This is a genomic window from Natronorubrum marinum, from assembly GCF_052040125.1.
GTDB lineage: Archaea > Halobacteriota > Halobacteria > Halobacteriales > Natrialbaceae > Natronorubrum.
Window position 1 is genome coordinate 1428732 of the sequence record NZ_JBPPFV010000001.1, and the last position, 25832, is coordinate 1454563.

The 25832-nt window shown below is 64.0% G+C and carries 21 protein-coding genes; 9 read left to right on the forward strand and 12 right to left on the reverse strand.

The window, feature by feature from the left end; translation table 11 throughout:
* Positions 1–317 precede the first annotated feature (317 nt).
* Both ACSFC5_RS07080 and ACSFC5_RS07085 read right to left on the reverse strand, forming a co-directional pair.
* On the reverse strand, positions 318–1481 hold the full coding sequence (locus tag ACSFC5_RS07080; RefSeq protein WP_440764516.1) for a hypothetical protein: 1164 nt from the start codon (positions 1479–1481) through the stop codon (positions 318–320).
* 291 nt (positions 1482–1772) lie between these two features.
* A complete protein-coding gene (locus ACSFC5_RS07085) occupies positions 1773–3425 on the reverse strand; it encodes a long-chain fatty acid--CoA ligase (RefSeq protein ID WP_440764517.1) in 1653 nt (550 codons plus the stop codon).
* A gap of 196 nt (positions 3426–3621) precedes the next feature.
* Between ACSFC5_RS07085 and ACSFC5_RS07090 the strand changes: the two genes are divergently transcribed.
* Entirely contained in the window at positions 3622–4398 is a 777-nt protein-coding gene (locus ACSFC5_RS07090; protein WP_440764518.1) for an IclR family transcriptional regulator, read from the forward strand.
* A gap of 241 nt (positions 4399–4639) precedes the next feature.
* On the forward strand, positions 4640–6133 hold the full coding sequence (locus ACSFC5_RS07095) for a class I adenylate-forming enzyme family protein (protein WP_440764519.1): 1494 nt from the start codon (positions 4640–4642) through the stop codon (positions 6131–6133).
* A 573-nt stretch (positions 6134–6706) separates the two neighbouring features.
* Here the strand turns inward: ACSFC5_RS07095 and ACSFC5_RS07100 are convergent.
* Entirely contained in the window at positions 6707–8260 is a 1554-nt protein-coding gene (locus ACSFC5_RS07100) for a class I adenylate-forming enzyme family protein (protein ID WP_440764520.1), read from the reverse strand.
* A 271-nt stretch (positions 8261–8531) separates the two neighbouring features.
* Here ACSFC5_RS07100 and ACSFC5_RS07105 point away from each other — a divergent pair, with 271 nt between their 5' ends.
* Positions 8532–9782 carry an acyl-CoA dehydrogenase family protein gene (locus ACSFC5_RS07105; RefSeq protein WP_440764521.1) on the forward strand — a complete coding sequence of 417 codons (1251 nt, stop codon included), beginning with the start codon at positions 8532–8534 and terminating at the stop codon, positions 9780–9782.
* Positions 9783–9983: 201 nt separating this feature from the next.
* Positions 9984–11234 carry an acyl-CoA dehydrogenase family protein gene (locus tag ACSFC5_RS07110; RefSeq protein WP_440764522.1) on the forward strand — a complete coding sequence of 417 codons (1251 nt, stop codon included), beginning with the start codon at positions 9984–9986 and terminating at the stop codon, positions 11232–11234.
* Between the two features lie 307 nt (positions 11235–11541).
* On the opposite strand, the gene ACSFC5_RS07115 is transcribed toward ACSFC5_RS07110, so the two are convergent.
* Positions 11542–12711, reverse strand: coding sequence for a thiolase family protein (locus tag ACSFC5_RS07115; RefSeq protein ID WP_440764523.1), 1170 nt, complete (start codon positions 12709–12711; stop codon positions 11542–11544).
* A 134-nt stretch (positions 12712–12845) separates the two neighbouring features.
* Positions 12846–13844, reverse strand: coding sequence for an MBL fold metallo-hydrolase (locus tag ACSFC5_RS07120; protein ID WP_440764524.1), 999 nt, complete (start codon positions 13842–13844; stop codon positions 12846–12848).
* A 133-nt stretch (positions 13845–13977) separates the two neighbouring features.
* Here ACSFC5_RS07120 and ACSFC5_RS07125 point away from each other — a divergent pair, with 133 nt between their 5' ends.
* Complete coding sequence (locus tag ACSFC5_RS07125; RefSeq protein ID WP_440764525.1) at positions 13978–14775, forward strand: enoyl-CoA hydratase/isomerase family protein; 798 nt, start codon at positions 13978–13980, stop codon at positions 14773–14775.
* 354 nt (positions 14776–15129) lie between these two features.
* Here the strand turns inward: ACSFC5_RS07125 and ACSFC5_RS07130 are convergent, their stop codons facing one another.
* The 4 genes from ACSFC5_RS07130 to ACSFC5_RS07145 all read right to left on the reverse strand — a co-directional run bounded on the left by ACSFC5_RS07130 (position 15130) and on the right by ACSFC5_RS07145 (position 19964).
* A complete protein-coding gene (locus ACSFC5_RS07130; protein ID WP_440764526.1) occupies positions 15130–15867 on the reverse strand; it encodes a 3-hydroxyacyl-CoA dehydrogenase family protein in 738 nt (245 codons plus the stop codon).
* A gap of 110 nt (positions 15868–15977) precedes the next feature.
* Positions 15978–17267: an MFS transporter gene (locus ACSFC5_RS07135; RefSeq protein ID WP_440764527.1), complete on the reverse strand. Its 1290-nt coding sequence runs from the start codon at positions 17265–17267 to the stop codon at positions 15978–15980.
* 248 nt (positions 17268–17515) lie between these two features.
* Positions 17516–19102 carry a class I adenylate-forming enzyme family protein gene (locus ACSFC5_RS07140; RefSeq protein ID WP_440764528.1) on the reverse strand — a complete coding sequence of 529 codons (1587 nt, stop codon included), beginning with the start codon at positions 19100–19102 and terminating at the stop codon, positions 17516–17518.
* A gap of 88 nt (positions 19103–19190) precedes the next feature.
* The gene (locus ACSFC5_RS07145) at positions 19191–19964 is read right to left on the reverse strand and encodes an SDR family NAD(P)-dependent oxidoreductase (RefSeq protein ID WP_440764529.1); all 774 of its coding nucleotides are present in this window, start codon (positions 19962–19964) and stop codon (positions 19191–19193) included.
* Between the two features lie 315 nt (positions 19965–20279).
* Here ACSFC5_RS07145 and ACSFC5_RS07150 point away from each other — a divergent pair, with 315 nt between their 5' ends.
* Complete coding sequence (locus tag ACSFC5_RS07150) at positions 20280–21290, forward strand: FAS1-like dehydratase domain-containing protein (RefSeq protein ID WP_440764530.1); 1011 nt, start codon at positions 20280–20282, stop codon at positions 21288–21290.
* A 282-nt stretch (positions 21291–21572) separates the two neighbouring features.
* On the opposite strand, the gene ACSFC5_RS07155 is transcribed toward ACSFC5_RS07150, so the two are convergent.
* Together ACSFC5_RS07155 and ACSFC5_RS07160 are read right to left on the reverse strand one after the other, a co-directional pair.
* The gene (locus tag ACSFC5_RS07155) at positions 21573–22013 is read right to left on the reverse strand and encodes a Zn-ribbon domain-containing OB-fold protein (RefSeq protein ID WP_440764531.1); all 441 of its coding nucleotides are present in this window, start codon (positions 22011–22013) and stop codon (positions 21573–21575) included.
* Positions 22010–23158 (reverse strand): acetyl-CoA acetyltransferase, encoded by a 1149-nt coding sequence (locus ACSFC5_RS07160; protein ID WP_440764532.1) that lies wholly within the window; start codon positions 23156–23158, stop codon positions 22010–22012. Before ACSFC5_RS07160 ends, ACSFC5_RS07155 begins: the two co-directional genes overlap by 4 nt.
* Positions 23159–23474: 316 nt before the next feature.
* On the opposite strand from ACSFC5_RS07160, the gene ACSFC5_RS07165 reads away from it, so the two are divergent.
* The 3 genes from ACSFC5_RS07165 (at position 23475) to ACSFC5_RS07175 (ending at position 24709) form a co-directional block, all read left to right on the forward strand.
* Positions 23475–23765, forward strand: coding sequence for a hypothetical protein (locus tag ACSFC5_RS07165; RefSeq protein ID WP_440764533.1), 291 nt, complete (start codon positions 23475–23477; stop codon positions 23763–23765).
* Positions 23762–24043 carry a hypothetical protein gene (locus ACSFC5_RS07170; protein WP_440764534.1) on the forward strand — a complete coding sequence of 94 codons (282 nt, stop codon included), beginning with the start codon at positions 23762–23764 and terminating at the stop codon, positions 24041–24043. The genes ACSFC5_RS07165 and ACSFC5_RS07170 overlap by 4 nt, the downstream gene beginning before the upstream one ends.
* Before the next feature lie 90 nt (positions 24044–24133).
* Positions 24134–24709: an RDD family protein gene (locus ACSFC5_RS07175; protein ID WP_440764535.1), complete on the forward strand. Its 576-nt coding sequence runs from the start codon at positions 24134–24136 to the stop codon at positions 24707–24709.
* A 7-nt stretch (positions 24710–24716) separates the two neighbouring features.
* On the opposite strand, the gene ACSFC5_RS07180 is transcribed toward ACSFC5_RS07175, so the two are convergent.
* Positions 24717–25802, reverse strand: a complete 1086-nt coding sequence (locus ACSFC5_RS07180) for an ABC transporter ATP-binding protein (protein ID WP_440764536.1) — start codon at positions 25800–25802, stop codon at positions 24717–24719.
* Positions 25803–25832 lie beyond the last annotated feature (30 nt).

Genomic DNA, 25832 nt, shown 5'->3' on the forward strand with positions numbered 1-25832 from the left:
GAACGCGTTCTGCGGAACGTTTCGGAACCACGGCGCTCGAGAGTGATCCGCGGGACCGACGCGGAGGTAGCCAGCCGTCGGATCGTTTGCGCCGGCCTCGAGAACGGTAAACTGCTCGTCGAGTAGTTTGCCGTCCAAATCGTCCGGGTCGGTGCTGACTGTCCCACCGGCGTGTGCGTGCGGTTTCGGCCACTTCTCGTTCCCGTGCCACGCGCCGCCCTCGAGAATCAGGACGTCGAGGCCGTGCTCCCGTGCGAGCCGCGACGCGGTTGCCGGGCCGTCCGCGCCAGCGCCGATGATAACGACATCTGGATCATTCATTGCGTGTCACCTCCGATTCCGTCGATAACGTCGTCACCTTTGAGATCATCGTCGAGGTCCAGGTCGTCCGCGTCGGGGTCGTCGAAGCTACCCGGAACAGCGTGTCGCCAGTCGGCCGCGTGACCCGGCTGCGGGCCGGGGTACTCCGTCTGCGTTCGGCTCTGCACTTCGGCCGGCGGCACGTTCAGTGCTCGTTCCGTCGGCGTGTTCGTCTTGGTGTCTTCGTAGCCCGACCACTCCGTGTAGTAGCCGAAGCCGTGGAGCCCGTTGACGGCCATCACGACGAATTTGAGGATGCCAACGTCGGTGACGATCGGCTCGAGAAAGCCGTCGAGTCGATCGATCGAGCCGCCGTCGACGATGCTCCAGAGACAGCGTAGTCGGTCTTCGCGGGAAAGTTGGACGAATGTTCCGCCGCCCGGGAATGCCTCGTCTCCGCGGTCGATCGCGTCCTCGTTTTTCCCGAGCAGGATGAACTCCGTCGCAGCGATATCGAAAACGATCGGGAACAGTTCGGCGTACGGGTAGTTTTGAACGACCGTGTCGACGGTTCCGTTTGCCGTCTCGACGAACACGTCGAAATCGACGGGGCCGGTTTCGTCTTCATCCAGCGTGTTTTCGATCGTAATCTCGAGAGCCTCGAGGGTACCAAAATCGAGCACTTCTTCGAAGTGGTCTCGGGTAATCTCGTCCGGATCTCCGAGAAGCCCCCCGAGGAGTTCGTCACTGATACCCTCGAGAATACCGGTAACGTCGTCGACGAGGCCGTTGATATCGTCGAGCAACGCGTCAAGGACCCTCGTGTCGATACCGTCGACCTCAAGCAGCGCATCGAGGTCGGAGTCCTCGTTCGCCGGAACGAGACCGAGTTCCAACTGCTCCGGCGAGGGCGCATTTTCGGTCACCGGGTCGATTTCACCGGTGTTGGCAAGCGTCTCGAGTCGAATCTCGTGGAAGTGATCGAAGTCCCAGATGAGGAACTTCTCGAGTTCGACCTCGAGCCCGCCGGGGACGTGCTCCGGACCGAGCTCGTCCTCGAGCTGTGGCGTTTCGGGGATGATCGCGTCGACGACGGCGCGATACGTGTCGCGGGTGTGTGGATCTGTGGGAATCTCTTCCGTCAGTGCCTCCTCCGCCTGTGCAACTGTTGCACCGGACATGGACACTGCGGCAAGACCGCCGAGGCCTTGCATAACTGTGCGTCTCGAGACGTGGCTGTTGCTATTCTCTGACATGGGGCATTCTACCGTGGAACGCAGTTTGACAAATCAGAAGGTCACATATAATAGTTCGTGTTACTATCAAAATATTACGTGTTTTTGTTAGTGATAGTAATAGCTGGGGTGAATTATCCGGGCTGGAGTCAGCTCTCCGAGAGCGCGCAGTATTGTCGTTGCTTGGACGGTGCCTGATTCCGGACGCCGCTCGCAAAAAATACGGTCGGGCGGTACTCAGTTCCGATCCGGCGCGGCGTCTTCGGGCACCTGGCCCTCGACGAGCGACTGATCCGCGTACTCCTCGCGGATATCCTTCTTCGAGAACTTGCCCGTCGCCGTCTTCGGCACCTCCTCGATGAACTCGACCTCGTCCGGCAGCCACCACTTGGGGTACTCGTCGGCGAGCATCTCGTTGATCTCGGGAACGAGTTGGTCCCGGTCGGCGTCGTCACCGGGAACGACGAACGCGACCGGTCGCTCCTGCCAGCGCTCGTGGGGGACGCCGACGACGGCCGCCTCGGCGACGTCGTCGTGGGCCATGATCGCGTTCTCGAGTTCGACCGACGAGATCCACTCGCCGCCCGACTTGATCACGTCCTTCTCCCGGTCGACGATCTGGATGTAACCGTCCTCGTCGACGGTGACGACGTCGCCGGTCTTGAGCCACCCGTCTTCGAAGTCCTCCTCGTTGGCCTCCGGGCGCTTGAAGTACGCCTTCGTGACCCACGGACCGCGAATCCAGAGTTCGCCGAACTCCTCGCCGTCCCAGGCGATTTCCTCGTCGCTCTCGTCGATCACCTTGAACTCGAGGCCGGGGACCATCAGTCCCTGTTTGCCGCGTTTCTCGAGTTGGGTGTCGTAATCCGCGTCCTGGAGATCGGATTTGAGGTGGGAGACCGAACCGATCGGGGACATCTCGGTCATCCCCCATGCGTGGAGCACTTCGACGCCCTTTGTGTCGAACCACTCGATCATCGATTTCGGCGCCGCCGAGCCGCCGACGATCACGGTATCGAGCGTCGAGAGGTCGACCTCGTGCTCCGAGCAGTACTCCATCAGCCCGAGCCAGACGGTGGGGACGCCGGCGCTGATCGTCACGCCCTCGTTTTCGATGAGGCTCGCGATATCTTCGGGCTCCGGCGAGGGGCCCGGGTAGACGTGTTTCGAGCCGCCTGCGGTCGCCGTAAACGGCATTCCCCAGGCGTTGACGTGGAACATCGGAACGACGGGCATTACGACGTCGTCGTCGGCCATCGGAATCCCCTGCGGGGTCAGCGTCGCCATCGTGTGGCTCCAGAGCATCTGTTGGGTGTACTCGACGCCCTTCGGGTTCCCGGTGGTTCCCGAGGTGTAACACATCCCCGCCGGCTGCTCCTCATCGACGTCGGGCCAGTCGTAGTCGGTGTCTTGGCCGTCGATGAACGACTCGTACGGCGTCGCCTCGAGGTGATCGGACTCCTCGCTCCCCATGACGACGAAGTCGACGTCCGCGAACTCGTCGTCGGCGTCGGCGACCGCGCTCGCGAGTTTCGGTGCGAGCGACTGATCGACGAAGATCAGCTGATCGTCGGCGTTGTCGACGATATACTGAATGTGCGCGTCGGGGAGCAATGGATTGATCGTGTGCAGCTGTGCGCCGATCGACGGCACGGCGAAGTACGTCTCGAAGTGACGGGAGTGGTTCCAGCAGAACGTCCCCACGCGCTCGCCCTCCTCGATGCCGTGCTCGTCGAGAGCGTTGGCGAGCTGGCTCGTCCGGTCCTCGTACTCGCTGTAGGTGTATCGCTGCATTCCGTCGTGATTTCGGGAGACGATCTCCGTGTCGGGATACAGGTTGGCTGCACGCCACAGAAACGGTCGAAGTGTTTGATCTGTTCCAGCAGGCATCTCCACTCGATTAAAGACACATTCGAGATATTATTCTTTTTATAATAATATCGACATTGTACCGTATTACTTCTCCGTATCGTGCGTTCTATGTCGGGTTACTGCCTCGAGTTCGGACCCGACTGCTCACTCGTTCCGACGACGGGCGTCCCACATCGTCGAACAAGCCTAAGTAGCTGACTGTCGTAGAAACCGTATGGACGATCCCAGCGTTTCGATCAACTCGGTCAAGCGATCGTACGAGATCGTAGACGCGATCCGTGAACGCGGATGGGCGGGCGTTACCGAACTCGCCGAGGCGCTCGACCGACCGAAGAGTACCGTTCACAACCACGTACAGACGCTCGAACGACTCGGCTACGTCGTCAACGCGGACGGACAGTACCGGCTCAGTACGAAGTACTTTCACATCGGTTGGGAGTCACGCAGCAATCACGAGGTGTTCGTCCACGGCTTCGAACCGGCTAAACGGCTCGAGCGGGAGACCAACAGGTACGTCCAACTCGTCGTCGAAGAGAACGGAATGGGCTCGATCCTGTTTGCAACGCACTGGGCGCAGGACGATTACGCATCGACGACGGGTCGGCTCTCACCGACGCGAGCGTACCTACACAGCAACGCACCGGGCAAAGCGATTCTCGCCAACCTCCCATCCGAACGGCTCTCGTCGATTATCGACCGACACGGTCTGCCGAAGCGAACCGACCGCACGATCGTCGACGAGAGCTCGCTTCAGTCCGAACTGGCCGCGGTGCGAGAGCGAGGGTTCGCCGTCGATCGGGGCGAGATGATCGACGGAAGCGCAGGAGTGGGAGCGGCCATCGCGACCGACGAAGGGGTCTTCGGTGCTATCGCCGCGTACGGGCCGACCAACGAAATGCGCGAAGAAATCGAATCGGGAACGCTCGTCTCTCGCGTCCGCGAATACGCCGATGCGATCCGGGCAGACGTCGTGTTCGATTCGACCGAGTAATGCCCTCGGTCGAAGCCAGTGCGGCGATTCGGCCGGTTTCGTCTCCGTCCCACATCGTGGAACGACAATTGTTACGATCGGCATCGACTCCGCTCTCACCGCTTTTGCCCGGTTCCATCGGTCCATACGTGCGCCCGTCTCCGCCCCTCTCGAGGCCGTCCGACAATGTGGGACGACCGTTCACGAACACCTGTCAGCTGGTTATAAAAAGTACAATACGCAATCGCGGCGAGACGAACGTATGAACTTCGCAAACCACGTCGACTTCGCTGCACAAAACGTTCCCACCAGGCCGGCAATCGGCGATGCGAACGGTCTCCGTACCTACGGCGAACTCGCCGCGGAGACCGACCGGATGGCGAACGCCCTGAAGTCGCTCGGTACCGACCCCGGCGATACGCTCGCGATTTGCCTCGAGAACCGACTCGAGTTGCTGATCAGCTATCTCGGGGCGATGAAGCGCGGGGTGATTCCCGTGCCGGTCAACACGCAGTTCAACGACCGACAGATCGAGTACGTCCTCGAGACGAGCGACGCGTCGGCGCTCGTGACGGACGGCCGGTGGGCGGGAGTCGCGGAGACGGTCGAATCACCGATAACGGTCGATGGCTCCGTCGGCCACCGATTCGAGCCTCTGCTCGAGGACGCCGACGACGAGTATGAGCTGTATCCGCGTCGGAACGAAGAGACAGCCGAAATCCTCTACACTAGCGGCACCACGGGCCGACCGAAAGGCGTTCGACACACCCACGGAAATCTCGATGCCAACGCACAGGGAATCCGAAAGTACATGGACTGGACGCGCCGCGAGGTCGGACTGACCGTGTGTCAGTGTTTCCACGTGATCGGACTCAACGTCACGACGACACCGTTGCTGGTCGCCGAAGCCGAGAACCGGGTACTGCCGGAGTGGGATCCCGAAGCGGTGCTCGAGGCGATCGAGACACATCGGGTCACCTATACGTTCTTCACGCCCGGCATGATCATCGATCTCCTCGATCACGACGGCGTAGAACGGTACGATCTCTCGTCGCTCGATCGGGTCGGGGTCGGTGGCTCTCCGATGCCCAGAGAGCGGTTGGACGATGCCGAACGGACCCTCGGCTGTCCGGTGTTGGAAGGGTACGGTATGACCGAAACGACGCCGCTGGCCGCGTTCAACCCGGTCGGAATCGATAGGCGAAAGCCCGGGAGCGTCGGACCGCCCGCGGAGGAGGTCGTCGAACTTCGTATCGAGGATTTGGATACTGAAGCGGTCGTCGCGGCTGGCGAGCGTGGTGAACTCCTCTGGCGCGGCGATACCGTGACGCCGGGGTACGTGCAGTTTCAGGGGGACGGTCAGCGGTTCGTCGAGCGGGACGGGAAAACCTGGTTGCGTTCGGGCGATATCGGCCGGCTAGACGATGACGGCTACCTCTACGTCGTCGATCGGCGCGAGGACATGTTTACGACCGGTTGTGCCAACGTGTTCCCGCGAGAGATCGAGGACGTGCTGTACCAGATCGATCAGGTCGCGGAAGCCGCGATCATTGACGTTACGGACGATCTTCGGGGGGCAGTCGTTACGGCAGTGATCAAACGGAACGATACAGACCTCACCGCGGAACGCGTGAAAGAAACGTGTCGAGCGAATCTCGACGATCACGAAGTCCCTCAGCGGATCGAATTCGTCGGCGACATTCCGCGAACGGCGACCGGTAAAATCGATCGAATCGAACTCCGCGACACGTTCTAAGCCGCGACGTCCCGCCGACGAGCATCGACGAGGCCGCGATCAAACCGTTCTGCGGCGTTCGTTCGTCGACGGAGTCGACGGAGCCGGGAGCGCTAAATTACATCCATATGGATGTAATACGTGCGCGTCGACTTTCGTACCGTTGCAATCGTTCCGTCGTCGGTAGTCAATCGATATTCAGCCGAGGCGAACGCGTCGAGAATGCCGATACCTGCCGATTAGACGGGTTTTTCGTCCATATACGGCGCCTCTTCGCTCAACGAGTCGTTCTGTCACGCTGAATCTCTTCGCACGGCACAGCAGCGTAACCCCGTGTTTCGTAACGGTCTGCGACAGTGCGAGCCGAACGAGTCGTCGTCCTGCTACCACGCTTGAGCCATGATCGTGAGGTTTCACGACGGGGGTGAGAGTACTCGGAAGCGTCGTTCGGGACGATCAGGTCGAACGCGGTGTTCCGGCTGGCTGAATTGCTTTCCTCCGGTGAAAATCACAGTTATTGGGGCCATCTGGCGTTGTGTAACCGGAAATATTCGTTTGGAACGCTCATAGGTCTTTCAGTCGTACCGAACGGGCTCACTCCTCGAGTTTGAACTTCTGGATTTTGCCGCTGGTCGTCCGCGGCAGTTCGTCGATAAACTCGACCTCCCGCGGGTGTTTGTAGGCGGCGACCCGTTCGAGGAAGTAGTCCTTGATCTCCTCCTCGGTGACGTCGACGCCGGCTTCGATATCGGGTGCGGGGACGACGAACGCCTTCGGCACCTCGTTTCGCCGGTCGTCCGGAATGCCGACGACGGCGCCCTCGGCGACGGCCTCGTGTTCCGCCAGAAGTTCCTCGAGTTCGCTGGGGTAGACGTTGTAACCGGCGGTGTTAATCATGTGCTTTTTCCGGTCGACGATCTCGTAGTAGTTCTCTGCGTCCCGGCGAGCGATATCCCCGGTCCGGAAGTAGCCGTGTTCCGTGAAGGCCCGGTCGGTTGCGTCGGACATGTTGTGATAGCCGTCCGTCACCTGCGGTCCGCGCACGACGAGTTCCCCCTCTTCGCCCGGCGGGACTTCCTCGCCGGAGCTATCGACGATCTTGCAGTCGGTCTGTCGGGTGGGCTGGCCGATCGTCCCGTGACGCAAGCCGAACGTCGAACTCCCCTGGGTGTGGGTCGCGCCGTGGGTTTCGGTGAGCCCGTACCCCTCGGTCATCTCGACGCCGGCAACGTCCTCGAACTCCTGTTGAACCGCGACGGACATCTTCGCGCCGCCCTCGCCCGCGGACTCGAGACAGGTCAGATCGTACTCGCCGAACTCGTCGCTGTTGACCATGTCGACGTACATCGCGGTGACGCCGACGTAGTGGGTGATCCCCTCCGCCTCGATGAGCGCCATCGCCGCGTCGGGGTCCCAGTTCGCCGCGCTTCGGAGGAAGACGCTGCCGCCGCGAAGCAGGGGCTGCCACGCGGTGTGCGTAAAGCCGGTGATGTGGTACAGCGGGAGCCAGACGAGGCTGCGGACGTCCTCGTCGTCGAGCTCGCTCGGCTGTGAGAGCACCGAAAACATCTGGGCGCGGAAGTTGCGGTGGGTGAGCCGAACGCCCTTCGGTTTTCCCGTCGTCCCGGAGGTGTACGGTAGGAGCGCCAGGTCGTCGTCCGCGCGCTCGACGAACGTCTCCTCGCCGCGAACGTCCGAGAACATCTCGACGCCCTCCTCGGTGCTTCCCACGCCGATCACGACGGGGTCCCAGTCGATCTCCTCGAGGGCCTCCTGTAGGTACGGTAACAGCGCTGCGTGGGTCAGGACCGCCGTCGCCTGCGTATCCTCGAGCTGGTAGGCCAGTTCTCGCCGCCGATACTGCGGATTGACCGGTGAGACCGCGACACCCGCTTTGAACGCTCCGAGAGCGCCGATCAGGTACGGCGGACAGTTCGGCAGGTACTGGAGCATCACGTCGCCGGGTTCGATTCCGAGGTCGGCCAGCCCCCCGGCGAACTGCGCGCTCTCCGCGCGAAGTTCCTCGTGTGTCAGTTGCGTCCCGTGATACTCGATGGCCGTCGCCGAGCCGTGGTGGCGCGCGGTTTCGTCGTGCAATCGAGCAGCATTCCCCGCTGTCGCCTCTTCGCGAACGTCTTCCAGATCCATGTTCTCACGTAACACTGTGTGGTACTAAAACGTATCCCGTGTGATCGGTCTCGAAACGGGCGGGGCGGTGCTCGGTTCAGTATCGTCGAAATATGCTGTTCCGAGAGTTATACGGCAGGAATCGTCAGTCACGAATCGAGTATGCGACGCTTTTCGGTCCGTCTGAGACTCCCGGTCAGCCGATTGCCACCGCGTTGGGAGATTTGATTTCACAACGTTGTATCTGACCGCTTTGTTGTACATTTACAATGTTGTGTGTCTATTCCCCGGTATGGAGTACCACGACTCCGAGAAAGCGACGGAGGTCGCCGGGCGGGTAGAGGCGTTCATGGACGACGTCGTCATCCCGCGCGAGCGCGAGGCGCTCGCCACGGGCGAGCAGATCACGATGGACGAGATCCACGACTTCTGGGACCAGGCGAAAGAGCGCGATCTGTTCGCACCCCAGGTGCCCGAGGAGTACGGCGGGCAAGGCCTGGACTTCAGCGACATGCTGCCATCGTTCGAGCAGGTCGGCCGCTCGCTCATCGGTGCACTCGCCATCCGCGCGAACGCGCCCCAGGAGGGGAACATGCACACCTTGGAGATGGTCGGCTCCGAGCAACAGAAAGAGGAGATCCTCCGACCGCTCGTCCAGGGTGAGATCACGACTGGGTTCGCGATGACCGAGCCGAAACAGGGCGGCGGCTCGGACCCCAAGATGCTACAGAGCACCGCCGTCAAGGACGGCGACGAGTGGGTCATCAACGCCCACAAGTGGTGGACCTCCGACGGCCTGGACGCCGACTACTATCTGGCGATGGTGCGGACCGACCTCGACGCGCACCCCTACTCGGGGACGTCGATCATCCTCGTTCCGTCCGACGCAGACGGTGTCGAAGTCGTCCGAAATATCCCTCACGTCGGCGGCCACGGCATCACCGAACGCGAGGGCGGCCACGCCGAGGTGAAGTTTAACAATGTCCGTGTCCCCGTCGAGAACACGGTCGGCGAGGAGAACGAAGGGTTCCAGATCGCCCAGATGCGCCTCGGCGGCGGACGGCTCACCCACTGTATGCGTTACTCCGGGATGGCCGAGCGCTCGCTCGAGGTCGCCAAGGCCTACCTCGCCGAGCGCGAGGCCTTCGGCACGACGCTCGAGGAGAAGCAGGCGCTGCGCCACCGCATCGCCGACGCCGAAACCCGACTCCACGCCGCTCGCTGTATGGTCCGCCACGCCGCGCGGGAACTCGACCGCAGCGACGCGCGCATCGAGGTCGCGATGTCGAAGATGTTCACGGCGAACGTGACGAACGAGACGATCGACCTCGCGCTCCAGTGTCTGGGCGGCAACGGCATCGGGAAGGACCTCCCGATCGCGCACTTCTACGAGAACGTCCGCGCGTTCCGGATCGTCGACGGGGCCGACGAGGTCCACCGCCGCTCGATCGCCCGCTGGGCCTTCGAGGACGTCGATGAAGCCGAGGTCGAGAACGCGCTGCAGTTCGACGAAGACCTGCGTATCGACGCACTCGACGAGTAGGCTCTCGACCGTAAGACCCGCATTTTCACGCTTCTGACGGCCGTTTCCGAACCGGGCTCTGTCACGCGTTCGCTCAACGGACCGACGTCTCGTCTTCTGGCGAGTCTAGACGCTCTCGAGGAGTCGATACCGCTAAATATTTTCCAACTAATGCGAACGGACACCTATACATTTACATTGCTGTGTTCGGTTGTGGATGATATGGAGTATCACGACTCGGAGAAAGCGACGAAGGTTGCCGGACGGGTAGAGGCGTTCATGGATGATGTCGTCATCCCGCGCGAGCGCGAGGCGCTCGCCACGGGCGAGCAGATCACGATGGACGAGATCCACGAGATGTGGGAGATGGCCAAGGAACGCGACCTGTTCGCGCCTCAAGTCCCCGAGGAGTACGGCGGACAGGGACTGGACTTCAGCGACATGCTCCCCTCGTTCGAACAGGTCGGCCGCTCGCTCATCGGTGCGCTGGCGATCCGAGCCAACGCGCCACAGGAAGGGAACATGCACACCTTGGAGATGGTCGGCACCGAAGCACAGAAAGAGGAGTGGCTCCGACCGCTCGTCCAAGGTGAGATTCAGACGGCGTTCGCGATGACCGAGCCGAAACAGGGCGGTGGCTCGGACCCCAAGATGCTCCAGAGCACCGCCGTCAAAGACGGCGACGAGTGGGTCATCAACGCCCACAAGTGGTGGACCTCCGACGGCCTGGACGCCGACTACTATCTGGCGATGGTGCGGACCGACCTCGACGCGCATCCCTACTCGGGAACGTCGATCATCATGGTCCCGGCCGACGCCGACGGCGTCGAAGTCGTCCGCAACATCCCCCACCTCGGCGGGCACGGCATCACCGAACGCGAGGGCGGTCACGCCGAAGTGAAGTTCGACAACGTTCGCGTCCCCGTCGAGAACACCATCGGTGAGGAGAACGAGGGGTTCCAGATCGCCCAGATGCGACTCGGCGGCGGGCGACTCACCCACTGTATGCGTTACTCCGGGATGGCCGAGCGCTCGCTCGAGGTCGCCAAGGCCTACCTCGCCGAGCGTGAGGCCTTCGGCACGACGCTCGAGGAAAAGCAGGCACTCCGCCATCGGATCGCCGACGCCGAAACCCGACTCCACGCCGCTCGCTGTATGGTCCGCCACGCGGCACGCGAACTGGATCGTAGCGACGCGCGCATCGAAGTCGCGATGTCGAAGATGTTCGCGGCGAACGTCACCAACGAGGCCATCGACCTCGCCGTGCAGTGTTGTGGCGGCAACGGTATCGGGAAGGACCTCCCGATCGCGTACTTTTACGAAGCCGTCCGCCGGTTCCGGATCGTCGATGGGGCCGACGAGGTCCACCGCCGCTCGATCGCCCGCTGGGCGTTCGAGGACGTCGACGAGAGCGAAGTCGAGAACGCGCTGCAGTTCGACGAGGACTTGCGCATCGACGAACTGGACGAGTAAGGGAGGTACCACTTTCTGTATTATTTTTCGGCCACTCATAGCCCAGCGTTGCGAGTTGACTAACCGGCGGTGTGGTGGCGCGCGCTGTCGCCCGTTCGAACGACAGTGAGGCCGAGCGACGATATCGTGCGAGGGGCGAGCGACCGAGCGGCGTGAGGGAGCGAGTCGGTTGGGGAGGGAGAGGCCGCTCAGTGGTGCCCGGTAGCAGCGTGCTCTCCCGTTCGAAAACGGGTCCCGTTCCCAACAACCAATCCTGTCCGACAACCGAGTCCGGCTCTCGTCTACAAAAAATCGTCTCCCAGATGACTCAGACCCGTTCTATAATCGTCGCAACGCCCTGTCCGAAGCCAATGCACATCGTCGAGAGCGCGCGGTCCTGTCCGGTGCGCTCGAGTTCGTGCGCTAGCTTCGTCATGAGCATCGCGCCGGTCGCGCCCAGCGGGTGGCCGTGAGCGATCGCACCACCGTTGACGTTCACGTCTTCCCAGGAGACGCCGGTCTCCTCGAGCCAGGCCGCGACGACCGCGGCGAACGCCTCGTTGACCTCGAAGAGGTCGATGTCCGCGAGTTCGAGGTCGGTTTTCTCGAGCACCTGCTCTGTCGCCGGGATCGGTCCGGTGAGCATCGTGACGGGATCGACGCCGACGACCTCCGTCTGGACGATCCGGGCCATCGGCTCCCAGCCGTGTTCCTCGGCGGCTTCCTCGCTGGCGACCAGCAGGGCCGACGAGCCGTCGACGATTCCGGAAGCGTTGCCGGGATGGTGCCGGCCGTTGCCCTCCTCGCGGAAGGAAAGCGGGAGGGTCGACAGCGTCTCGAGGTCGGTCTCGGGCCGCGGGTGTTCGTCCTGTTCAACGGTGATGGGCTCGCCGTCCAACGCCGTCTCGACGGGAACGACCTGATCGTCGTACCGGCCGTCTTCCCAGGCCTCGCCCCAGCGGCGCTGTGAGTCGACCGCGATCTCGTCGAGTTCCTCGCGGGAGAAGCCGTACTCCTCGGCGATCCGTTCGGCACCCTCGCCCTGGTGGGTCAGCTCGTCGAAGTGCTCGAAATAAGTGTCCGTGACGGCGCTCGTGCCGTCCACGCCGTCGGCTCCGTCGGATCCCATCGGGACGCGGGTCATGTGCTCGACGCCGCCGGCGATCAGCACGTCGTGCTGGCCGGCCATGACGTTCGCCGCGGCGAAGTTGAGTGCCTGCTGGCCGGAACCACACATTCGGTTGAGCTGGACGCCCGGAACGATATCCCCCCAGCCGGCGACCATCGGGGCGAGCCGACCGATGTTGAGCCCCTGCTCGTCGATCGGCGTCACGCAGCCGTAGATGACGTCCTCGATCGTCTCGGGCTCGAAGTCGTTGCGCGCTCGGAGCGCCTCGAGCGGTTTCGCCGCCAGATCTTGCGGATGGGTGTCGCGGAACGAGCCGTCTCGCTTGCCGAAGGGCGTTCGAACCGCGTCGACGATGACTGCCTCGTGCATGGTATAGATCGACTACCACGGCGAGCCTGAAAACGGTTCTGTCCGGTCGGGACCGAAACGGCTCCGTCCGGCGAGGTACGGTCGACGTACTCCGTCCGGCGAGGTACGGTCGATCCACTGCCGTCCCGCTTGACTTACGTCGACTCGTAGTATCGAACCCCGTCCTCGAGCCGCGATCGAACCGTCCCTTCGCGCTCGAGATACTCGAGCGCGCCGACGAGTTCGGGCAGCACCCGCGCCCGTTCGCTGAAGCTGTCGGTCAACTCGTCCGCGAGGTCCGTCGCGGTGGTAGTCCCGTCGCGACCCGCGAGGGAATCGGCGCAGCCGTCGATCCGGTCCTCGAGGTCCGCGATCGACCGCTCGACGGTTTCGTGATAGCTCTCGTGAACCGGGCCGTGGCCGGGATAGACGCGGTCGAAGTCGTAGCGTTGCAGTCGCTCGAGCGCGTCGATGAAGGCGAGAAGACAGTCGCTGACGCCGTCGTCGAAGTTGACGTGAATCGCCGCCGCGCGGAACGGCTCGACGGCCATGTCGCCGGCGAAGACGACCCGTTCGTCGCCGAGCGTCGTCCCGTAACAGTGGTGGGTGACGTGGTGGCCCGGCGTGTAGATGGGGTCGAACTCCTGTTTCCCGACGCGTATCGGCTCGTCGCCGTCGACCCAGACGTCGACCGCCTCGAGCGCCAGGGCGTCGCGATTCGATTCGTGGGCCTCGACCAGCCGGTCGACCGCGGAGTCGATGTACGTCGGGTCGACCCCCGATTCGGCCAGATTCCGCCTCGTCGCGGCTTCGACGGTCTCGAGATCCCGCGCGAAGCGCTCTCGGATCCGTGTCGGCGCGTAAACGGTCGGATCGCCGGCCTCGCACAGCGTTTCGATCTGCCCGACGTGGTCCGTATGCGAGTGGGTGAGCAGCAGATGGTCGACATCTTCCGGGACGTAGCCGTAGCTGTCGAGCCCGTCGATCAGCTCCGCTCGGCCCTGCTCGCCGGCCATTCCGGCGTCGATCAGGATCGGTTCGTCACCGTCGAGGAGATACGCCGCCGCGTGGCCCGGCGGCCAGTCGACGGTGAACTCGAGGCGGTGTGCGCGTGACTGATCGTTCGGCGAGTCCGGTCGATTCGTCCGTGACACAAACTCCCATACGGATGCCATCACTGATACGCTTTGTGACCCGGCAAGCCGTACGTGACGCTGGGGCCGTCTCCGGCATTGGCCGTCGCTCCGATTCGTGTACTTATTTGGTGATCGGTCGTGAGTATCCGCCATGGACGACACCCTCGATACGGTCCTGGTAGAGTTCGACGATGAAACCGGCGTCGGCACGCTCACGATGAACCGGCCGGACGCGCTCAACGCGCTCAGCGGACAGCTCAGAGACGATATCGTCGCCGGTCTGCAACAACTCGAGGCCGAGAACGACGATACCGAGGGCATCGCCCTGCGAGCCGTCGTCCTCGAGGGCGCCGGCGAGAAGGCCTTCTGTGCCGGCGCGGACATCGGCGGCTTCTCGGACGAGTCGGCGGGCGGGAGCTCCGCGCCTTCGCACTACGATTTTGTCCGCGAGTTCCCGGTACCCGTCGTCGCCAAGATCGACGGCTACTGTCTGGGCGGCGGCCTCGAGACCGCGCTCGCGTGTGACTTCCGACTGGCGAGTGCGGGCAGCACGTTCGGCTTTCCGGAGGTCAACCTCGGCATCCTCCCCGGTGCCGGCGGCGTGCAGTACGTTTCGAAACTCGCCGGCCCGTCCGTCGCGAAGGAACTCGCGATGTTCGGGAACCACATCTCGGCCGAGCGCGCCGCCGAGGAAGGCATCATCAACCACGTCTACGACGAGGACGCGTTCGACGACGAGGTCGAGGCGTTCGTCACCGAACTCGCCGGGCAGGCCCCGCTCTCGATTCAGGCGATCAAGAAATCCGCCGATATGGCGGTTCATTCGGGACTCGAGGAAGGGATCGCCTACGACGGTCAGCTCTTCGCGGAGCTCTTGAAGACCGAAGACCACGCGGAAGGTGCCGCCGCGTTCGGCGAGGATCGCGAGCCCGAGTTCCAGGGCAAGTAACTGCTCGAGCGGCGTTTTTTGGATCGCTTCGGACGATAACCGGAACACTTCTGCCGGACCGAATCACGTGCGATGGCGCGCGCTATCGATCGTCCTTCGCTCTCGCTCATCCCTCGGACGTCGTGACGCTGCGCCTCACTGTTCGTTCGTCACAGCCCAGCGCGCGCCACCGCACGTGGACTGGTCAGTGTAGCGGATATGACGTCCGCGCTCGAGCGTCTCATCGACGCCGTCAGCACCCGTCCCGAAAAGCAATTCGAGCGTCTCATCGACGCCGTCAGCACCCGTCCCGAAAAGCAATTCGAGCGTCTCATCGACGCCGTCAGCACCCGTCCCGAAAAGCAATTCGAGCGTCTAGTCCCACTCCTCGCCGATGCCGCGCAGCGAGAACGGCCCGACGGGGAGGTTGTACCCCTCCTCGAGCGCCGTGTCGACTTGATCCTCAGTCGCGATTCCCTCGTCGACGATCTTCTGGGCCTCAGCGCGCATCGCGGCGTGGCACCGATTCGCGATGAAGCCGTAGGAGCCCGGATCGTCGTCGATGGTGACCCGCGTCTTGTCGAGTTCGTCGACCAGTTCCTCGGCGCGCTCGACCACTGCCTCGTCCGTTTCGGGCGCTTTCACGACCTCGACCATCGACATGATTGGGACCGGGTTGAAAAAGTGCATCACGGCCACGCGCGAGGGATCCGAGACGGCGTTCGCGATCGAGGTCACCGAGAAGCCGCTCGTGTTCGAGTACAGCGGCTGATCGTCGGTGACCGCGTCCAGGTCGCGGAAGACTTGCCCCTTGATCGAGAGCGTCTCGGTGACGGCCTCGATGACGAACTCGGTGCCGTCGGTGGCTTCCTCGAGATCCGTCGTGAACGTCAGTCGCTCGAGCGTCTCCGCCTTCTCGTCCTCGGAGAGGTAGCCCCCCTCGACGGCGTCGTTTAACCCGTAGTTCCCGTCGACGATGCGTTCTTCGGCCTCGGCGGCCAGTTCCTCGTTGATCTCCCGGACGCGAACGTCGTAGCCGTTGCGGGCGAGTACCTGCGCGATTCCAGCACCCATGATGCCGCCGCCGACGACGGCTGCTGCTTGTTGTGCCATGTCCACAACCTCCACAGTAGCAGTGTTAACGGTTTCGAATGGATGCCGCGGTTCCCACGAGCGGCGAGCGGGAAGTCCGCACCGAATCCGACGGTCGAAACTCGGGTGTATCAGTCCGCCTTCACCGTGCCGGTCGTGACCTCTGGGTTCCGAAGTAGCGGAATGGAGACGACCAGCAGGCAACTGAACACGAGCGCGGCACAGAGCGCGTAGGTCCACCGGAAGCCGATCGCGTCGACGGCCGGCAGCGCGACGAGGGGGCCGAGACTCAGTCCGATATCGCCCATTACGTTGTAGACGCCGCCCATCCGACCGAGTTCGTCGCCAGGTGTCAGATCTCCCAGAATCGCCATGAGCGCGGGTGCGGCCGCCCCCATCCCGAGGCCAATGAGGAAGATCGCCCCGAACAGGGCCTCGAGCGTGGGCACGTACGCGATAATCAGGAAGCCGACGCTCATCGCACAGAACGCGGGCAGCGTCAGCAGCGTCCGGTCGCTGACGCGGTCCGAGACCCGGCCCATGATCACCGTCGTCGCTCCGGACGTGAGCACGCCGACGGCCATGACGACGCCGCTGACGCCCGCCGCCTCGAGCAGGGAGATCTCGAGGCCGAAATCGTTCGCGAACCGCGCGAGCGTCGCGAGGATGACCCCGCCCCAGAGGAACTGGAGGGTAAAGTTGCCGAAGCCGATCACGAGCACAGCGGGACGACCGCGGAGCAGCGTCGGGAGCTCCCGCAGCTTCGCGGAGTCGGTGTCGGCCCCGCCGTGGACGTCGGGGAGGACGAGCGTCGCGACGGTGCCGGCGATCAGCGCGAGGATCCCGGCGGCGAGGAACGCGATCTCCATGCTCGCGATGTCGGTCAGCACCCCGCCGAGGATGAGTCCGGCCGGGAAGCCGAGCGACTGCCCGCCGCGCAGGTAGCCGACCCAGCGGCCGCGATTGCTCGACGTCGTGACGTAGGTGATCGTCGCGAACGCGCCGATGAAGACGAACGCGCTGCCGATCCCCCAGAACAGCCTCGAGAGGACGAAGACGAGCCCCGGCAGCGAGACCTGTCCGAAAAGCGGGATCGTTCCGAGCACGACCTCCGGAACGTACAGCCCGAGGATGTAGCCGAACGGCGCGAGCGCCTGTGTGAAGAGCCCGAGGATCATCGGCGTGCGCGCGCCGACGCGGTCGATGATCGTCCCGGCCGGCGTGTTCATGAACAGCCGCGCGATGCGGTTGGCCGAGAGGATCACGCTGAGCATCAGCGTCGAGATGATCAGCCGCTCGTCGAGCAGCGGCAGCGTTGGGAAGGCGACGCCGGTGGCGACGCCACCGAAGAAGATCCCGGCGATGACCGCGAGAGCGATGGTCCTGATCTCGCCGGGCGAGTACGTGTCGTCGTCGGTCATCGGGTTCGGTTCACCGTTTCGGTCTCGCTGTGTTCAAGGTTGTGTTCGATCGGCGCGACGATTGCCGGTTCTCGCTGCCGTCCCGCGGATTTTCGCGGTCGTTGTTGGCAGGTTTCGATCCGATTTTCTCTCCGGAGCCGACGCACGGCCGTGCGTGATACCACGTCGTGTCGCCGCAATCGGTGTCGCCTCAGTCTGTATCGTAGCACGGGTGATGCCTCAATCTGTATTGTAGCACGGATATCGCCTCAGTCCGTGTCGTAGGTCTCCCGAAACTCCGCTCGAAGGATCGCCTTTCGGATCTTGCCGCTCCCGGTCTTGGGCAACTCCTCGCGAACCTCGACGTACCGCGGGTGTTTGTACGGTGCGAGTTCGCCGAGGACGTAGGATTCGACCTCGTCCGCATCGAGCGACGCACCCTCTGTCGGGACGACCGCCGCGGCGACGGTCTCTCCCCGGCGCTCGTCGGGGACGCCGAAGACCGCGGCCTCGAGTACCGTCGGATGATCGTAGAGGGCGTTCTCGATTTCGCGGGGGTAGACGTTGTACCCCGCCGTGAGGATCATCTCCTTTTCGCGGCCCGTGACGTAGTAGTAGTTGTCCGCGTCCCGAGAGCCGATGTCGCCGCTCCGGAAGAATCCGTCTTCGGTGAACGCCGCCTCGTTGGCCTCGGGGTTCTCGTAGTAGCCCTTCATCACCTGCGGGCCGGCGATGAGGATCTCGCCCTCCTCTCCGGCGCCGACCTCCTCGCCGTCCTCGTCGACGATTTTCGAGCGCGTGTGGCCGACGGGCTGGCCGACGCTGCCCGGCCGATTCCCGAGCGTCGACCAGCGAACCGTGTGAGATGTCGCGGTCGTCTCCGTGAGGCCGTACCCCTCCGAGAGCGAGACGCCGAAGGTCTCCTCGAACTCCCGCTGGACCGGCTTCGGCAGTTTGTCACCGCCCTGTCCGGCCCGTTCCAGCGCCTCGAGGTCGTACTCGTCCGGATCGTAGGCCTCGAGCAGATCGTTGAACATGGTCGCGACGCCGACGAACGCGGGGATATCGTGTTTTCCGACGAGTTCGAGCACCCGTTCGGGATCCCACTGATCGGGCCGCATGAGGTGCAGCGTCCGACCGGCACACAGCGAGGCCATCATCTGGAGCAGCCCCGTGATGTGGTACATCGGGAGGATGATCAGCCCGTCGCCCTGAATGGGGCTCGCGCTGTAACTCGAGACGCTCTGGGCGATCTGTACCCGGAAGTTGCGATGGGTGAGCAGGACGCCTTTCGGATTCCCCGTCGTCCCCGAGGTGTACGGCTGGAGCAGCACGTCGTCGTCCGATCGGTCGACGAGGTCGCCGTCACCGCCGGAGACGGAATCGGCGAGCGCCGGGAGCGACGCGTGACTGCTGTCGGCGCTCGTGCTGACGATTTCGGCCTCGAGGTCCGCGACCGCACTCACGACGTGCTCGCCGGCCTCGCCCGCGACGACGACGGCCGCCGCGTCGGCGTGGTCGACCTGGTACTCGATTTCGCGCCGTCGATAGGCCGGATTCAGCGGACTGGCGACGATACCGCCCCGACAGCACGCCCAGACGACCGCACAGAACGCGATGCCGTTTGGGATGTAGACGCAAACGCGGTCGTCGGACTCGAGTCCGAGCGCTCCGAACCCGCGCGTGTACCGTTCGACGAGATCGGCGAACGCCTGGTAGGTGACCGTTTCCCCGTCGTGTTCGATCGCGATCTCATCGGGCTGTTCGGCGACCGCTCTGTCCAGTAGTCGGGCGACGTTCCCGTCGTACGGCGACTCGAGGAGCGTCTCCGCTGGAACCAGCTCGAGGTCCTCCATATGACCGCTGATTTGTCGATAACACTGAAAAACATATGGGTTCTGGTAACATGGGACGATCTAAGGGTCGAGTACGGACTCGATCGACTCACTCCGACAGTCGGGGTCTGCCCTTGATCGTCATCGTCTCGCCGACGATGTACGACGAGGCGGGGCTCGCGAGGAACTGCGCGAGGTCGGCGACCTCCTCGGGGGTACCGATCGTTCGATCGGCGGTCGTCCGGTCGATCTCTGCGGCGTCGTCCTCGACGCCCATCTGGGACTTGACTCCCTCCGTCGCGACCAGACCGGGCGCGATGCAGTTGACCCAGACGTCGTCTTCAGCCCAGTCGGCGGCGAGCGACGACGTGAAGTTGATGACCGCGGCTTTCGCGGCGCCGTAGGGACTCATCCGCCGCGAGCCGCGCTGGCCAGCGACGCTTGCGATGTTGATGATCTTCCCCCCGCCGTTCTCACGCATGTACGCCCCCGCGGCCTGACAGCCGTGAAACGTGCCGTGGAGGTTGATGTCCACGATGGTCTTCCAGCCGTTCTCGCTGATCTCCGCCACCGGTGCCTGAAAGCTCGCGCCCGCGTTGTTGATGAACACGTCGAGCGAGCCGAACTCCTCGACAGTGCGCTCGACCAACTCGTCGACCGACTCGCGGTCCCGGACGTCGCACTCGAAGGCCAACGCCTCCCCGTCGGCCTCGCTCTCGTTGATTCCGTCCGCGACTGGCTGGACGTTCTCCTGTTCTCGAGACGTGACGACCACGTTCGCGCCGTCGTCGGCGAACCGTTCGACCATCGATTTCCCGAGGCCGCTCGAGGAGCCGGTGACGACCGCCGCCCGTCCCTCGAGGCTGAACTGGCTGGTCGTCATCTGGCGGTCCTCTCGGTCGGGCGGGAGCGTTTCGACTCCCGCGTGGTGATTGCTGACATAGTGCAACAGTCGGTTCGACGATCCGCCACATAAGTCGTTCGACCGGTCATGTCCTCGAGAGTCGGGTGCGGACCGTCTGTGTTCGCCGTCCGAGCGCAGGGTGAAACCGAGATCACCCGCGAGGAATACAATTATGCGTGCCGTCGAGAAACCACTTCGGCATGGAACGAACCCGGATCGAGGCCCTGTCCCGAACGCGGCCGACGGATCGTCAGCGCAGATTACCGCAGCGCTCGCTCGCTCGAGGTGTCGCCCGTGCCGAATAAGCCGCTGGCCGACCTCGAGGCGATGGTCGGCGATTCGAAGGTCACCGTCGAAAGGTTCCGGATCGAGGCCGGGAAGGTCGAGGAGTTCGCGCGCTCGATCACGGAGTCCGATCCGGTGTTTCGAGCCGCGGACGTCGCGCACAAGCGGGGATTCGACCGCACTCCCGCGCCGCTGACGTACCCCCGCGTGAGTCGGTTCCCTCGATACCGGCCCGAGGATATCGAGATGTACGGCTTCGACCTCGGCTTCCAGCCCGAGTACGTCCTCCACGGCGAACAGGCCTACGAGTACGAACGTCCGCTGCAGGTCGGCGACGTGTTGACAGGGACGACGACGCTCGCCAAGGTCTTCCAACGCGAAGGCGGCCGCGGCGGGACGATGACGTTCGCCGTCTACGAGACCGAATACCGGGACGAGAACGACGATCTCGTGCTCACCGACCGCGCGACCGCCATCGAGACGTCCGGGGCCGTCAAAGACGATGCGACCGACGGCGAGGGGGCGGACGAGCCGAGCGACGCCGACGAGGCTGACGCCGTCGCGAACGGCGGACGGGTTCCGGAGCCCGAATCGCTCGAGACGGTTTCATCCGTCAGAGAGGTCGGCGTCGGCGATACCGGCCCGACGGTCGTCGTCGAGGACCTCGAGCGCAAGCACTTCGTCAAGTACGCGGGTGCCAGCGGGGACTTCAATCCTATCCACTACGACGAGCCCTACGCCCGCGCGGCGGGCAACGAGAGCGTCTTCGGCCAGGGCATGTTCACGGCCGGCGTCGCCTCCCGGGTCGTCACCGACTGGTTCGGCCTCGAGTCGATCGACTCCTTCGGCGTGCGGTTCCAGTCGCAGGTCTTCCCCGGCGACGCTATCGTCGCGACCGGCGAGATCGTCGACGGCGAGTCCGACGACGGTGTCGTCGAAGTGGATCTTGAGGCGACGAACCAACACGGCGAGACGCTGCTGACCGGGTCGGCGACGGCGACGCTACGGGACGGCGACTGAGCGATACCCATCTTTCTACCCGCTACAGCATCTCGAGATAGCGACGTGCAGTGGCGCGCGCTGTCGACACTCCCGAGCAGAGCGAGGGGGTGTCGTCGATGTCGTGCGAGGGATGAGTGAAGGAGCACAGCGACTGAGCGAATCGGCTGGGGAGGACGTGGAAATCCTCGTCGCCAGCGTGAGTAGCGTTCTCGACTCCGCTACTCTCGAAATCACACACTCAAGCAGCACCACTTGCCCTCCCGAAAGCTGTAAAACGGTGTTTCGGGCTGTGCGAGTCACCTACCGAGGAACGAAGACGGGCAGCGCAGCCTCGTCGGAGACCTGCCAGAACGTGACCTCGAGCGCCATCCCAATCTCCACACTCTCTGGGTCACAATCCACCAGCGCCAGCAACCGCGGCCCCGCCTCGAGGTCGACCGCCGCGACGACGTACGGCGTCCGATCCCCGAAACCGGGCTCGCCCGGGACGTGACACACGGTGTACGTGTACACTTCGCCAACGCCCGAACTCGTCTCGAACGGCGGATCGACGGCTCCACAGCCCGTACAGACGGCCCGCGGGTACAACTGGGCGGTCCCACACGCCTCGCACTGTTGGTACACCAACTCGCCCTCGAGCGTCGCCGCCCAGAACTCGGCGTTCGCACCGGTCGGAATCGGGACCGGACCCTCCCAGGAGTCGCGCCGATCCTCGACACCCGCCGATTCAGGTCCCGTCATGCTCCCCTCCGGAGGACGACGGTGCTACTCGAGGACAACACGCCACCGGTGCCGTGGGCCACGGCCACCTCCGCTCCCTCGACCTGACGATCGCCCGTATAGTCGCCCCGCAACTGCCGGACGGCCTCGATAAGGACGAAGACGCCGAAGTGGCCCGGATGACAGTACGAGAGCCCGCCGCCCTGGGTGTTCATCGGCAACTCGCCGCCCGGTGCGGTCGTTCCGCCTTCGACGAACGACCCGCCCTCGCCTTTCTCGCAGAAGCCCAGATCCTCGAGGGTCACAAGCGCCGTATAGGTAAACGAGTCGTAGAGCTGGGCCACGTCCACGTCCGCGGGCGTAATTCCGGCTTCGTCGAACGCCTTTGGCCCGGTCACTGCAGCCCCGGTCGTCGTCATATCCGGCATCTCGCTGATGTCCTGGCGGTGCGTACTCGTCGAGGCCACGCCCGCAACCGAGATCTCCGGCACGCCGATCTCGCGGGCCTTCGCGTCCGAAACCAGCACGACTGCCCCGCCGCCGTCGGAGACGAGACAGCAGTCGAGTAAGTTGAACGGCTCGGCGACCGGCCGGGACTCGAGGACATCGTCGACCGTGATTTCCTCCTGGTGGGTCGCCTTGGGATTCATCGACGCCCACTCGCGAGTCGAGACCGCGATTTCGGCGAGTTGCGCCTCCGTCGTGCCGTACTCGTGCATGTGCCGTTTCGCGGCCATCGCGTACGCGCCCGGCGGGCGGAACAGCCCCGTCGGCCGGACGAAGCCGTCGACGGGGTGGGTGACCTCGAGCGACCGATCCCGCCCCGGACCGGTCTTCCGCGTCGAGCCGTAGGCGATCACGACGACGTCCGCCCGGCCGCGAGCCATCGCGTCGCCGACGTGGCCGCAGAACTGTTCGAACGACGAGCCGCCGATTTCGGTCCCCTCGAGCAGCGACGGCTCCTCGAGGTCGAGATACTCCGACAGCACGAGCGCGGGCATATAGTCGTCGCCGCCCGCGACGGCGACGCCGTCGACGTCCGAGAGCGAGAGTCCGGCGTCCTCGAGCGCTCGAACCGTCGCGATGCCGGCGTTGTCGAGCCAGTTCCGATCAGGCGTCTCCCCGAGGTCGCTCTCGGCGACGCCGGCGACGATCGGCTCAGCCATGGCAGTGCCTCCGGACGGCGAATGCGGTCATACCCTGCGTTTTTCCGACAGTCGCTAAATAGGTTGCGGTGGTTTGACACGGTGAACGATGGCATAGGCCGTATCGGCCGAGTTTCGGGCGTCCTTTCGACCAGGTGATTCGATCGAAACGGCCGTCGGACCCAGTTGATTCGCCAGCACGCAAACCATTTCGACGGTATCGTCGAGGGGGCACAAAAGGCCGGCGAACTGCCGGCCGAGTAGGCCGTCGACTTCCGTCAGTTCTCTCCGTCGCGAGCGCGGTGTTCCTCGCCGGCGTCTCGCTGGAGTTGGGCGGGTGCTCGCGATCATCCTCGGCTGGGCAGTCCTCGCCTACTCGGCGTACCGGTACCGCCTCCGCTCGTTCCGTGAGAAGAGGGGTGTCGACCTCGAACGGCGGATGACGTCGCACCGCGACTACGAGGAGGAATGCGCTCAGTCCGGCCTCGTGACTGTCGGACGGACGAAGCCCGCTCGGTTCCTGACGAATCGTTCCCGCCGTCAGCCGAGGACCGACGGTCGCGGTTTCCTCTACGTCACTAGTACCCACAGCTATTTACGTTCGGCCGGTAACAACCGTTACATATGAGTGGAGATACGACGCGACGGACCTCGGAAGGCGGCGGTCTGAAAAACATTCGCGAGGCGTCGGACGCGGTGGAGAAGTCGTCGACGTCGATCGCCGTCGAGAAAGTCCGTGAACGGTGGCGAACCGCCGGCGCTATCGTCGTGCTCGCGGTTACCAGCGTTTTGCTGGTTCAAGTAGACGGGTACCTATCGATCGACGCACAGGTGTTCGGCGGGATCACCATCCTCATGTTGATCTACTTCCTCGCGACGCTCCGATCGGACGTCAGGATGGAGTGACCGAAAGCCGACCCCCGGCGACGGTGGAGGGGCAGGTATTTGGTACACCCTGGTGAATGTTTCCGCCATGAACGGCGGGGCGGTGACACCGTGATCGACTGGAAGCTAGACGGGTTTCTCCCGACCCAGCGGCAACCGGCACCGGCACCGGAGACCGCTGGCGACCGCGACGTGTTGCTCGCCCGCGGCGGTGCGGCAGCGATCGACCTGTTCGTCTGTTACGTCCTGATCGAATTGCCGTTGATTTACGTGTTGGGTACGGTGTTCGGCGAGACCTACGAGGCGCTCGGGGGGTACGCCGTCGCCCTGTCGCTACTCGCGCTCCTGCCGCTTTTCGCCTCGTACTCGTTCGTCCTCGAGTGGCGCTACGGCCGGACGCCGGGGAAAGTCAATCGCGGCCTGCTGGTCGTCATGGCGGACGGCCGTCCGTGTACGTACCGTGCCAGCGCCGTGCGAAACCTCCTCCTGTACGTCGATCTGATCGGCGTTCCGCCGCTCGTGATCGGCTTCCTGACAGCTCTCGCGACCGACGGCCGTCGTCTCGGCGACCACGCCGCCGGGACGGTCGTCGTTCGCTCGACGGCGCCGACGGATCGCGACGGAGCGGTCTCGGCCGACGTGGACGCGAGTGCGGCCGCTCGGGCCGATGGAAAACGTGAGAACTGATCGGGGTTTAGGCGAGCCGGACGCCGGTGTCGGCGTCGTACAGCTGGATGCTGTCCGTCTGGAAGACGAGTCCGTACTCCTCGCGGTTGCCCTCGAAGTCCGGGTCGGTGACGACGATGACCTCGCCGAACTCGGTCTCGAAGAAGCTGTGCGTCGCGTCGCCCAGCGGCTCGTCTAGCAGGTGCGTCGCCGGGATGCCGGCCTCGGGGTCGTCGCTGACGCTGATGTACTGCGGCCGGAGTCCGACGCTGACGTCGTCGCCGTCCCAGCCCTCGAGGCCGTCGCGGGCGACCTGGTACTTGTAGTCGCCGACCACCAGCTCGGCGGTCCCGTTGATGGCCCTGACGTTCCCATCGAAGAACTGCGTCGACGGCTGGCCGATGAACTGGCTGACGAACCGCGAGTTCGGTTCGTCGTAAATCTCCTTCGGCGGGGCGACCTGCGCGAGTTCGCCGTCGTTGATGACCGCGACGCGGTCGGACATCGTCATCGCCTCCTCCTGGTCGTGGGTCACGTACAGCGTCGGACAGCCGATCTCGTCGGTCACCTTCTCGATGACCGGACGCAGCTCGGCCTTGAGCTTGGCGTCGAGGTCCGACATGGGTTCGTCGAACAGGAAGACCTCCGGGTCGCGCACGAGCGACCGGCCGAGCGCGACGCGCTGTTGCTGTCCGCCCGAGAGGTCGGCGGGCATCTTCTTCAGTTGATCGGTGATCTGGAGCAGCTCCGCAGCCTCCTCGACGCGAGCGATGCGCTCTTCCTGCGAGAAGCCGACGATCTTGAGACCGTAAGCCATGTTCTCCTGGACGCTCATGTGCGGGTACAGCGCGATGTCCTGAAAGAGCAACGCGATGTTGCGCTCCTGTACTGGCTTGTCCGTCACGTCGCGGTCTCCGAATTTGATCGTGCCGCTCGTCGGCACGTTCAGTCCCGCGACACAGCGGAGCGTCGTCGTCTTGCCGCAGCCCGACGGGCCCACCAGTGTCACGAACTCGTCGTCCTCGATGGTCAGGTTTACGTCGTCTACTGCGACGATTTTGTTGCCCGATTCCTCGTACACTTTGGTCAGGTTCTGAATCTTGATATCTGGCATGTGTTGTTGTGTCTCGTGGATAGTGATTAA